Source organism: Chryseobacterium tructae (assembly GCF_030409875.1).
GTDB lineage: Bacteria > Bacteroidota > Bacteroidia > Flavobacteriales > Weeksellaceae > Chryseobacterium > Chryseobacterium tructae.
Window position 1 is genome coordinate 2,493,163 of sequence record NZ_JAUFQR010000001.1, and the last position, 11,757, is coordinate 2,504,919.

The 11,757-nt window shown below is 33.3% G+C and carries 14 protein-coding genes; 12 read left to right on the top strand and 2 right to left on the bottom strand.

The genetic code is table 11. From position 1 onward, the window contains the following. Positions 1-12 precede the first annotated feature (12 nt). From QWZ06_RS12345 to QWZ06_RS12375, 7 genes are all read left to right on the top strand, one after another. Positions 13-603 carry a hypothetical protein gene (locus QWZ06_RS12345; RefSeq protein WP_290298401.1) on the top strand — a complete coding sequence of 197 codons (591 nt, stop codon included), beginning with the start codon at positions 13-15 and terminating at the stop codon, positions 601-603. Between the two features lie 131 nt (positions 604-734). Beyond that, positions 735-1,721, top strand: a complete 987-nt coding sequence (locus tag QWZ06_RS12350) for a phosphatase PAP2 family protein (RefSeq protein WP_290298402.1) — start codon at positions 735-737, stop codon at positions 1,719-1,721. Positions 1,722-1,954: 233 nt separating this feature from the next. After that, positions 1,955-2,677 carry a 3-deoxy-manno-octulosonate cytidylyltransferase gene (gene kdsB, locus QWZ06_RS12355; RefSeq protein ID WP_290298404.1) on the top strand — a complete coding sequence of 241 codons (723 nt, stop codon included), beginning with the start codon at positions 1,955-1,957 and terminating at the stop codon, positions 2,675-2,677. A 102-nt stretch (positions 2,678-2,779) separates the two neighbouring features. Then, the gene (locus QWZ06_RS12360) at positions 2,780-3,178 is read left to right on the top strand and encodes a hypothetical protein (RefSeq protein ID WP_290298406.1); all 399 of its coding nucleotides are present in this window, start codon (positions 2,780-2,782) and stop codon (positions 3,176-3,178) included. Beyond that, the gene (locus QWZ06_RS12365; RefSeq protein WP_290298407.1) at positions 3,175-3,840 is read left to right on the top strand and encodes a histidine kinase; all 666 of its coding nucleotides are present in this window, start codon (positions 3,175-3,177) and stop codon (positions 3,838-3,840) included. Before QWZ06_RS12360 ends, QWZ06_RS12365 begins: the two co-directional genes overlap by 4 nt. A 37-nt stretch (positions 3,841-3,877) precedes the next feature. Then, positions 3,878-4,453: a glutathione peroxidase gene (locus tag QWZ06_RS12370; protein WP_290298408.1), complete on the top strand. Its 576-nt coding sequence runs from the start codon at positions 3,878-3,880 to the stop codon at positions 4,451-4,453. Positions 4,454-4,514: 61 nt separating this feature from the next. Further along, complete coding sequence (locus tag QWZ06_RS12375) at positions 4,515-5,306, top strand: tetratricopeptide repeat protein (RefSeq protein ID WP_290298409.1); 792 nt, start codon at positions 4,515-4,517, stop codon at positions 5,304-5,306. Between the two features lie 115 nt (positions 5,307-5,421). Here the strand turns inward: QWZ06_RS12375 and QWZ06_RS12380 are convergent, their stop codons facing one another. Beyond that, positions 5,422-6,081 (bottom strand): NAD(P)H-binding protein, encoded by a 660-nt coding sequence (locus QWZ06_RS12380; RefSeq protein ID WP_290298411.1) that lies wholly within the window; start codon positions 6,079-6,081, stop codon positions 5,422-5,424. A gap of 175 nt (positions 6,082-6,256) precedes the next feature. On the opposite strand from QWZ06_RS12380, the gene QWZ06_RS12385 reads away from it, so the two are divergent. Further along, positions 6,257-6,610, top strand: a complete 354-nt coding sequence (locus tag QWZ06_RS12385; protein ID WP_290298412.1) for an MmcQ/YjbR family DNA-binding protein — start codon at positions 6,257-6,259, stop codon at positions 6,608-6,610. Positions 6,611-6,711: 101 nt separating this feature from the next. After that, a complete protein-coding gene (locus tag QWZ06_RS12390; protein ID WP_290298413.1) occupies positions 6,712-7,194 on the top strand; it encodes a hypothetical protein in 483 nt (160 codons plus the stop codon). A 44-nt stretch (positions 7,195-7,238) separates the two neighbouring features. Here QWZ06_RS12390 and QWZ06_RS12395 read toward each other — a convergent pair whose 3' ends face one another. Continuing rightward, entirely contained in the window at positions 7,239-8,159 is a 921-nt protein-coding gene (locus QWZ06_RS12395; protein WP_290298415.1) for a bifunctional riboflavin kinase/FAD synthetase, read from the bottom strand. 288 nt (positions 8,160-8,447) lie between these two features. Between QWZ06_RS12395 and atpD the strand changes: the two genes are divergently transcribed. The 3 genes from atpD to QWZ06_RS12410 all read left to right on the top strand — a co-directional run bounded on the left by atpD (position 8,448) and on the right by QWZ06_RS12410 (position 11,235). Next, positions 8,448-9,956 carry a F0F1 ATP synthase subunit beta gene (atpD, locus tag QWZ06_RS12400; protein WP_290298416.1) on the top strand — a complete coding sequence of 503 codons (1,509 nt, stop codon included), beginning with the start codon at positions 8,448-8,450 and terminating at the stop codon, positions 9,954-9,956. A gap of 88 nt (positions 9,957-10,044) precedes the next feature. Beyond that, positions 10,045-10,326, top strand: a complete 282-nt coding sequence (locus QWZ06_RS12405) for a FoF1 ATP synthase subunit delta/epsilon (RefSeq protein ID WP_123871407.1) — start codon at positions 10,045-10,047, stop codon at positions 10,324-10,326. A gap of 90 nt (positions 10,327-10,416) precedes the next feature. Further along, complete coding sequence (locus QWZ06_RS12410) at positions 10,417-11,235, top strand: hypothetical protein (RefSeq protein WP_290298420.1); 819 nt, start codon at positions 10,417-10,419, stop codon at positions 11,233-11,235. Positions 11,236-11,757: the final 522 nt, after the last annotated feature.

Here is an 11,757-nt window from a genome sequence, read left to right on the forward strand (position 1 = left end):
ACCTTATAACCCATGAAACCTTCCAGAAAATCCTTTATTGAAACAAAATATCTGTTCTATTCCACACTGGTTATCATTCCAATAGTGATCATCAGTGTTTGGCTTTCCGGGAAAGGTGATCATCGCTCATTATTTCAAAATTCTATCTTATCAACCTCTATTTTGGCAGGAGCATTTTTCCTGTTTATTACTTTAGGGTTATATTATGGTCTGAAATTAAAAGATAATATGGGAGGTATTTTAAACAAGGAAAGAATAAAGAAATATGCCAACAAAACTCCTGTAATGGATGGTTTTGATTTTGATCCTCCTGCAGTCGGAGATGGAATAGGAGGATTCATCATTTCAATCTTCTTATGGATTATATTTTCCATTGTGCTTATATTCCTTTCCTATTTTTTAGGGCTTTTCTTTTGGTCGGCCTTATTATTTCTGGCTGCCATGCTATATTGGATTTTTTTTCGGGCATTGCGTTATGTATTTAAAAACTCTCGCAAATGCAAAGGAGATTTTGTAAAAAGCATTGGATTCGGCTTTTTATACTCGTTTGTCTATATTTCCTGGATCTATGGTATCATTTTCATGATCAATTATATCAACTAAGGCCTGGTTATTATTTTACAAAAAATTAAATAAATATTAAAAATTAAATAAATATTTTGTAATAAGGATAACAAGGAATTATCTTTGAGCCCTTTATAAGCTAAGAATAAACAGGGTTGAAAACAACAACGATGAAAAAATTGAGATTTTTGCTATTGCCAATGTCTATATTGGTATGTTCACAAGAAATAGATACACTTCAGGTAAAAGAATTATCACAGACACCTGAACTCCCTAAAGTACAAACATATACCCTAAAAGACGGATCTGTACGAACGTATCCAAAGCCTAAATTACTAGATTTTGTGACCAAGCTGCCTCGAAATTTTATTGATACTAATAAAGACTTTGTAGCAAAAGATCATGCTTACTATTTAGGAGGTGCCATTGCCTCAACACTCATCCTTATTCCTTTTGATCAAAAATTAATTGATAATTCAAGAGAGTTAGGAGAAAGATGGGGAATGGATAAAGATAACAACTATACCAAACTGGGTGGGGTTTTCAAAATTCCTAAAGACATCGGATCTACATTATATCTTATAGGAAATGGATCTACATTGGTATTCCTGGGAATTGGTTTTGGAGCCTATGGTTTGATTAAAAATGATTATAGAGCGCAAGCTACAGCCAGTGGATTAATGGAAAGTTTAATTCTTTCCGGAGTTTTCACTCAAACGATCAAAAGAATTACCGGAAGAGAAAGCCCGTTTATTGCAGAAGAAAATGGAAATAAAGGCGGTGCTTGGAATCCGTTTCCAAGTTTTTCAGCATTTGGAAAAAACACTTCTAATTATGATGCTATGCCATCTGGGCACTTAACAACATTTATGGCTGGTATTACCGTAATTGCAGACAACTATCCGGATGCAAAATGGATAAAACCTGTAGGATATACATTAGCCGGAGCTTTATGTTTTCAGATGATGCAAAGTAAAGTTCACTGGGCTTCCGATTATCCGGTAGCATTATTAATGGGGTATTTTATTGGAAAAACAATCTCAAAAAGCAGATATACCTCTTCAGAAAAAACAATAGGAAAAACAAAATATAAATTTGACCTTATGGCATCCCGCCAATGGGAATATAATATGGTAGGGGTAAAGCTATCCTTTTAATGCATTGACTCATTTAAATAAAAATCTATATCCGATTCTCACATTTTCATCGAAAATGTGGGAATTTTGTTTTTTGAAAAGAATAAAAATTGCAGATTTTAATGAGGAAATTAGTCAGAATACCACATTTATAGGACAAACTAAAATAGTTTTCACTATTTTTGGTCTGAATAAGCCCTATCACTCTTTATTTTGGAGAGATAGCTTGAAAAGACTTAATTAATATTTACTGAATGAAAATAATCGCTGTCATCCCTGCACGCTATGAAGCAAGCCGTTTTCCAGGAAAACTAATGCAGACACTGGGAGAAAAAACTGTTATTACCACCACTTATCAAAATGTAGTAGAAACAGGACTGTTTGACGAAGTATTTGTAGCTACAGATTCTGAAATCATCTTTGATGAAATCACCAGGAATGGAGGAAAAGCTGTAATGACAGGACAACATGAAACAGGAAGCGATCGCATAGCTGAAGCTGTACAGAATATCGATTGTGATATCGTAATTAATGTTCAGGGCGATGAACCGTTCCTTAAGCTGGAACCCTTACAACAACTGATCGAAGTTTTTAAACAAGATATACAACAAGAGATTTCTCTGGCATCCTTAAAAATAAAATTGTCCGAAAAAGGAGAAATAGAAAACCCCAATAATGTAAAAGTAATTACTGATAATAACGGTTTTGCATTATATTTCAGTCGTTCTGCCATTCCTTTCCACAGAGAAGTTTCCTATGATGTGAGCTACTTTAAGCATATCGGGGTATATGCATTCAGAAAAGAAGCCTTATTACAATTTTCAAAACTGGAAATGAAACCATTGGAAATATCTGAAAAGATCGAATGTATCCGATACTTGGAGTACGGAATGAAAATCAAAATGATAGAAACCAATTTCATTGGAGTAGGGATTGATACACCAGAAGATCTGGAAAAAGCAAGGAAGTTAATTTAAAAATAAAATAATTTGAGAATAGCATCATTTCGATTTTACTTTCTCTGCCTTTTTGCTTTTTATCCCAATTCCTCTTATATTTGAATTGATAAATAAGTTATTTTGGTAAAGATCTTATTTTTAATAACATTATTCTACGGTTCAGGTTTGAAATCTCAGAGTCTGAATCATAAAAAATTCTATGCCCAGATTCATCATAGTTGTGTGGCAACCAGCAACGGTGCCTATGATAGATACACTTTTCTGGTTTTAGAGTTTAAAAATAATGAAGTATTTCCGTCGTATTTACAAATACCTTCCGGAGAGAAAAAAAGAAAAGATCCTGTTACTTATCGATTTGAAAATAAAATATTATATCTTACAAAAACGTTAGGTTTTAAAGAAGATCCGGGAATGGTTTTTAAATATATAAATGGAAATCTGGTTCCCCAACATAAAAAAAGCAAGCCAGACTTGATTTTTAAACCTTCTTTAAATAACTATTTTAATAAAGCTAAATGAAAAAAATAATATACTTAGTCCTTTTTACCGTTACAAGTTCACTGTATTATGCCCAGACCGCAAAGGAAATTATAGATAAAAATATTGAATTATCCGGAGGTTTAACCAATTGGAAGCTTTTAAACTCCGTATTGTTACAAGGAAAAGTAGTATTAGGAATCAAAGATGAGTATCCCATAAAAATATACCAACAACGTCCCAATCTTACCAAAACCATTATTGTAACTGGTGGGAAAGAAACAGCGATTGAAGGTTTTGACGGAAACAAAGGCTATGCAATGAATTATGCTGCCAATAAGCTTCAGGAATATCCGGAATATGTGCCGGAAAATTTTGATAACGATTTTATTGACTGGGAAAATAAAGGCTTTGTTGCCAAATACCTTGGAAAAGAAAAAGTAGGTGAGGTTTATTGCCATAAAGTGGAACTTACCAAGAATGTAAATAAGAATATGTATTATTTTGATACAACCACTTATATGCTTTTAAAGGAAATTAAAAAAGAAGAAACCGTCGTATATTCCGATTATAAAAAAGTAGGAAATCTTACGATGCCTTTCAGGATAGAGTCTTCAAGCCCTAAAAAAGATGGAGATTATGTAATGTTACTTAATAGAATAGATATCAACAAGGTTTTTCCTGCGAATATCTTTAAGTTTTAATTCATCTGCAGTTCAGACTGCGTAAAATTTATAAGAAATGAAAAATATTTTTTTACTGTTGCTTTCATTAACAGCGTTCCTGCAAAGCTGCACCAACCAAAAAAGTGAAATTTCTAAAGCTAAAACCAATGAACTTATGGGAAAAACAATATATGATTTTAAAGTAGAAAGCCTTGATGGAAAGGAGATCAACTTTGCGGATTTCAAAGGAAAGAAAATCCTAATCGTCAATACCGCTTCCGAATGTGGGTTTACTCCTCAGTATGCAGATCTTGAAAAAGTATATGAAGAATATAAAGATAAATTGGTTGTAGTAGGTTTTCCAGCGAATAACTTTGGCGGTCAGGAACCTGGTACTAACACTGAAATCGGAACATTCTGCCAGAAAAACTATGGCGTAACATTTCCAATGGCTGCAAAGGTTTCTGTAAAAGGGGATGATACGGCACCGATCTTTAAATATTTAACGGAACAGGAACTCAACGGAGTAAAAAATACAACGATCCTTTGGAATTTTACCAAATTCCTGATCGATGAAAACGGGAAACTGATTGATAGCTATGTAAGCACAACAAAACCTACGAGCGAATCAATTACAAAGCATTTGAAATAAATAAAAAAAATATTTATATACAGAAAGTGGATGTTATCATCCACTTTTTTATTTTTGCACCATGAAAAAACTAGTAATTATTTTTATACTTATCCTTTCTATTAAGGGGTTTTCACAAAGTTATTTTTCAGGAAAAATCAACTATTGTACCCCAAAAAAAGAAGAATCCAAAAAGAAATTTGATGCAGCTATTATTGCCCTGAGCTATCCTGATCTTTATGAAAAAGCTGCCAATGCTATGGTGCTAATTGCAGATAAAGATCCTACCTATTGTGATGCTTATTTTATGGCAGGATATCTTTTCAGATTACAGGAAAAGCATGATGATGCTCTTGCTTATTATTACGTAGCAGATAGCCTAGCCCAGAATAAATCTCCAGAATTTAAGCAAAACTTTGCCATCGAATTGATGAGATCCGAAAAAGCTGATATGGCGAGAGAAAAGTTTCAGGAAATGGTAAAGTACTTTCCTAATAGTCCGGAAGGATATTATGGAATAGCCAATACTGCAATTGTTCTGCATGATTTTGATAATGGATTAAACAATTTGAAAAAAGCTGAAAAGCTATATGAAAACTCTGGAGAAGTAAAGAATGATGTAAAATATATGTATGGAATGTTGAATTGTCTCAATGAAAATTATGAGGAAGCATTACCTTATTTTGATGAAGTATATTCTACATATAAAAAAGATGTAGGGTATTTATCTCTTTATGCACTTACCCTAATAAAGGTGGGTAAGGCCAGTAATGATGAAAAAATTATCAAAAAAGCCTGGAAAACGTATGAGAAAATAAAAGATGTACAAGGGCCAGAGGATCTTTCTGAAAAAATAAAGAAGGAATTCTCTTAAAAATTAGAATTTGTTATATAAAGCAATTCCGTAAATCTGTGTAAATCCATGCAGGCTGTGGTGATATTTATTTAGCCACAGATTTTTGCAGATTTACACAGATTTTTTGTTAGTACTATTTATCAATCACCTTGTCCGCAAAACAAAAGATATTTCCAAGCTTGATACTGGAGTAGCCATTACTTTTTATTTTAGAAGAATTGATCATAGCTTTGGCTAAAATATCAGTAGGTAAGGGTTTTTGGCTTTCCAATAACCCCAATTTATTGGCAAATTTTATAATCCTGCTGCCCAGAACTTCACCTGTTCTTTCAGAATCTTTTCGTTCCAACATTCCAGGTTTAAAGATGGTGATTTTATTGAAATGTAATTGTTTTACAGCTTCTTCCAGTTCGCCTTTCATTTTAGAGTAAAAGATCTTAGACTTCGGATCGGCTCCATAAGCTGAAACAAGAATATAATCTTCCACATTATTTTCTTTGGCAGCTTTGGCAAACTCATACTGATAATCAAAGTCTACTTTTTTCTGAGCTTCTTTGCTTCCGGCATCTTTCAAAGTAGTGCCCAAACACGAAAATGCAACATCTCCTTTTACCATTCCGTTCCATTCTTCAGGTTTTTCGAAATCTACAACATGAACATTAAGCCTGTCGTTCTCAATTCCAACAGGTTTTCGTACAAAAATATCGACTTCCTCAAAAGCCTTATCATTAAGTAGTTGATTAACCAAGTCTTTTCCTGTAGCGCCTGTAGCACCGATTACTAGAGCTTTCATAATAATGGAGTTTGATGTAATAGTATTTTCTTTCTTAAATTTACTAAATTTGAATAAAAGATAAAAGATAAAAGATAAAAGATAAAAGATAAAAGATAAAAGATAAAAGAATACCTTAAACATCTAATCATCAATCCTAATATTTCTAATTACTATTACTCATTACTCATAATCTATGGATGCCAACGAAATACTAGACTATTGTCTTGCCAAAAAAGCAGTTACGGAAAGTTTTCCTTTTGATAACGAAACCCTTGTTCTAAAGGTAGATACCAAAATGTTTCTATTGATGGGACTGGAAAAGCAGCCTTTGTCCATTAATGTTAAGACAGATCCGGAATGGAGTGCAGAGCTTCGGGAACAGTACCCGCAGATTACCGGAGCCTATCATATGAATAAAACCCATTGGAATTCCATCTCTGTAGACGGTTTGAAAAAAGATTTGATTTTTAAATTAATAGATCATTCTTATGATCTAGTATTTCGGTCTCTTACTAAGAAAGTTCAAAATACAATCAATAATTCTTAAAAACGTTCAGTTGATACTTCAGCCTAAAATCAATTCGGGTATGAATTTTGTTGTCAAATATCTGTGAAATATTAAATACACATTAATTAAAATAAGAATATATGAAAAATCACCTTTTATTATTCATGGCAGCGGGGGCACTAACTTTATCAAGCTGTAATAAAACTGAGAAAAAAGATCAGATCGTTACTCCTGAAACCACTGAGAATATGAAGTCAGAAAATCTTAAGATTGAATTTACAGGAACAGATAAATTTATGATCAAGAATCCAAAGCTTAAAGTGAGCTTATATGGAGTAAGTGAAGGGCTACAGGATGCTCCTGCAACCTTAATTACTGAAAAAGAATTTGAAGGAAAAACAATTCCTTTTACCATTGAATTGCCAGTACCACAGGATGCAGAAAGCAAAATCAATCCAAAACCTACCAATGGAGTAAAATATTATATTGCTACTGAATGGGATTCTGACGGCAACGGAAAGGCCAATGAAAAAGGAGATGTCTTTATTGACCACGATAAAGCTTTTCCTACTGTAAAATTAAATAGTGACACTCAAAAAATCTATGTCAAGATTTTGAAATAAAAACAAAAAAGGCTATTCATCACTGAATAGCCTTTTTCTCTATCTTAAAAATTAAATTCTTCTGTTAGCCGCTTGTCCTCATCAAGTCGTTCAATAAGTTTTTCCAATCCTTCAAATTTGATTTCATCATGAAGAAACTCTCTGAATCTCACCGTAACCTTTTCATCATAGATATCATCATTAAAATCAAGGATATATACTTCAACTGTTAATTTTTCTCCATTTACCGTAGGGTTGGTTCCGATGCTCAGCATTCCTTTATATTGCTGGCCTTTTACTTCCACTTCAACAATATAAGCACCTTTTTTAGGTAAAAGTTTGATAGATTCAGTATCAATATTGGCTGTTGGATATCCAATGGTTCTTCCGATTTTTTTTCCATGAACTACAGTTCCGGAAACAGGGTAAGCATACCCCAACATTTCATTGGCCTCTTTAATATTCCCTGTTAAAAGAGCATTACGAACCTTGGTAGAGCTGATGTTATTCTCATGAATATTAATGGCTTCCATTTGTTCCACTTCAAAATCAAGTTCTTTAGATAACTCTTGAAGTAGTTCAAAATTTCCGCTTTTATTTTTTCCGAATGAATGGTCGTATCCTATAATAAGGTATTTTACATTCAGTTTATCAATCAGAATCTGACGTACAAATTCTTCTCCGGTAAGGTTTCTGAATTCTTCATCAAACTCTTTCAGGAACAAATTATCAATATTATATTTTTCAATACGTTGTTGCTTTTCCTGTATGGTATTCAGAAGCTTTAAATCTTCATTAGGATTAAAAACAAACCTTGGATGTGGCCAGAAAGTAAGAATGGCAGTTTCCAGATTGTTTTCTGTTCCTACTTTAATCAATTCATCGATAATACTTTTGTGCCCAAGATGTACTCCGTCAAACATACCTAAAGACAATGCTAGAGGCTTCTGAGAGGAATAATCTTTAAAATTCTTGAAAACTTTCAAAACGGAAAAATTTGATTGCAAATATAAAGCCTTTATTTTGAATGCAGCGATTGTGAATAGGGGAAATTGAAATTATGAAAATAGAAAAATTTGAAAATAATATTTGAAGAGATGATCATATATTGCCTTCAAATAATAAATAGATCACAAAAACAACATTATAATTCTCCTTTCAAAGGGATAAACCTTCATCTTGCAGCCTTTGGTAAAAGCATGATAAAAATCTTTTTTTTACCAATTGCGTGTTTACGAAGAATCACTATATTTGCACCAAGAAAAAATTTAGCAATGGCAAACCAAATTAAAGGTAAAATTTCTCAAATTATTGGTCCGGTAATCGACGTTGTCTTCAATGATGTGGAAGCAATTCCATCAATCTATGATGCGTTAGAAATTACAAAAGAAAACGGTGAAAAAGTAGTTTTAGAGGTAGAACAACATATTGGCGAAGATACAGTAAGATGTATTGCAATGGACGCTACTGATGGTCTTAAGAGAGGTCAAGATGTAATCGGATACGGAAATCCTATTACTATGCCAATCGGTGAGGCTGTAAACGGAAGACTATTCAACGTTGTTGGTGATGCTATCGACGGACTTCAAGATATTTCTAAGGAAGGTGGTCTTCCAATTCACAGACCAGCTCCAAAATTTGATCAATTATCAACTTCAGCAGAAGTTTTATTTACAGGTATTAAAGTAATCGACTTAGTTGAGCCTTACGCAAAAGGGGGTAAAATTGGATTGTTCGGTGGTGCCGGTGTAGGTAAAACAGTATTGATTCAGGAGTTGATTAACAATATTGCAAAAGGACACGGAGGTCTTTCTGTATTCGCCGGAGTAGGTGAAAGAACGAGAGAAGGAAATGACCTTTTGAGAGAGATGCTTGAATCAGGAATTATCAAGTATGGTGATGATTTCATGCACTCTATGGAAAACGGAGGTTGGGATCTTTCTAAAGTAGACCTAGAGGTTATGAAAGAATCTAAAGCAGCTTTCGTATTCGGACAAATGAACGAGCCGCCAGGTGCAAGAGCTAGAGTAGCACTTTCTGGTCTTACATTAGCTGAGTACTACAGAGATGGTGGTGAAAGCGGACAAGGTAGAGACGTACTTTTCTTCGTAGACAACATCTTCCGTTTTACACAGGCTGGTTCTGAGGTATCTGCACTTCTTGGTCGTATGCCATCAGCGGTAGGTTACCAACCAACTCTTGCTTCTGAAATGGGTGCGATGCAGGAAAGAATTACTTCAACTAAAAATGGTTCAATTACTTCAGTACAAGCGGTATACGTACCTGCGGATGACTTAACTGACCCGGCTCCTGCAACAACGTTTGCTCACTTGGATGCAACTACGGTACTTGACAGAAAGATTGCTTCATTAGGTATTTACCCAGCGGTAGATCCATTGGCTTCTACTTCAAGAATCCTTTCTCCAGAAGTTATCGGTCACGATCACTATAACTGTGCTCAAAGAGTAAAAGAAATTCTTCAAAGATATAAATCACTTCAGGATATCATCGCGATTCTTGGTATGGAAGAACTTTCTGAAGAAGATAAATCAGTTGTTTACCGTGCAAGAAAAGTTCAGAGATTCTTATCTCAGCCTTTCCACGTAGCAGAACAGTTTACAGGTATTCCAGGATCATTAGTAGATATCAAAGATACAATCAAAGGATTTAACATGATTATGGATGGTGAATTAGATCACTTACCAGAAGCTGCTTTCAACTTGAAAGGAACGATCGAGGAAGCTATCGAAGCAGGACAAAAAATGTTAGCTGAAAACGCTTAATAAATTAGACACAAGATACCAGATAGCAGACATGGGACTTTAACGTTGTCTGAAATCTGAAATCTGAAATCTTCAAATCTAAATTAAAATGAATATAAAAATATTAACACCAGAATACGTAGTTTTTGAAGGAGAAGTAAACTCAGTATTATTGCCTGGAAAAAATGGTGAATTCCACATCATGAAAAACCACGCAGGAATCGTTTCTTCTTTAGTTGGTGGGAAAGTAAAGCTTTTTACTAATTCAGTAGATGAAGCTTTCGCTAAAAACCTAACCAAAGAAAATGATAAAGACTCTGTTTTTTCATATTCTATCAAGAGCGGTGTTGTGGAATTTAATCATAACAAAGGAATTATCCTTTGCGAATAATTAAATGAAAAGCTAAATATATTTTCAAAAAAGTGTAACTTTGGTTACACTTTTTTTATTTTATTTCAAGTCATGTAAAAATCTGATTCTATGAAGAAAAATATAATCATATTCTTTACAATTTTGAGTGCATGCCTCAATGCTCAAAATATTAAAACCAAAAGAGGAATTATCAATTTAGATGGCGTTCCAGTGGCTAAAATTTCAAATAAATCCAATGAATATACTTTCATGGATCTAAAGGAAACACCCTTATACACTATAAAATTTATTGATAAAAGTATTGTAGACTCTGTAAGAGACAGCTATATTCAGGTCAATAGAGTATACAATAGGGATAAAACCATCGAAGTGGATTATACCTCACCTTCTGCATTTTCTGGGGAAGAGAGATCGGCTGTCTACACTTCTGTGAAAGACTTTAAAATCATTGATAATAAAGGTATCAATGTGAAAACTCTTGATGAGTTGTTTTCAAATGTTCCCAAAAGAAAATTGGATAGTAAGACCAAAGATGCCTATACGATCAGAAAAAAGATCGATAAAATGAATCTTGAGGTAAATAAAGTAGGAGAGATCCTCAGCAATGGGGTTCCTGTAGGATATTTTACCAATTTACCTGTAAGTTTTGGTTCAGATGATAAGATCCAGGAAAAGAGTTTTATAGATATTGAAATCTATGATGCCAAAAGTAAGCTCATTGGGAAATATATTACGACAACTAAACAGCTAAAAACAGCTGGCGGAAAGTCTTTCACTCTTTTCAGAGAAATGTCTGGAAGAGCCTCAATTTTAAAGTATCCAACTTATAAAGCTCTTGCAGAACGTATGGCCATTATGGATCCAAATTTTATTAAAATTCAGGAAAAAGTATCTGTAGGGCCTGTTACAAAAGATAGTCCTAATTAAATTTAGCTAAAAAACATATGATAAAACCTTGGAAAGATTTTCTGAGGTTTTATATTTACTAATATTTTGAAAATAGATCTTCTATTCGTGCATTCGTGGTGTATATTTTTTGCCACTAATGCACGAATTTTCTTTTTCCTGGATATAAATAATGATATAATATTCAGTGAAATCAGTGGCATCTGTAAGAACCCTTTTAGTAGAATTTTATCATTCTGAAAAGAATCCCACTATTGCATTTTAAAATAAGAGGCTGAATTCCTGTAGAATGACAAAGATTGTGTATATGTTGTTTTAACAGATATAATAGAAATGTAAATGCTATTCAATAGAAACGGGCTTTAGCCCGTTTTATAATAAGCATAAAATTCCATTGGCTTTAGCCAAAACCTATAAAAATTTTGTCTATAGTTTTAATAAGTTTCTTTTTATTCTGAAAGAATATACACAAAGTAATGAATGAAATTATGATTCAGATTCCTACGAAAAGATAAACATGCAGATTATTTTTTATTTTGGAAA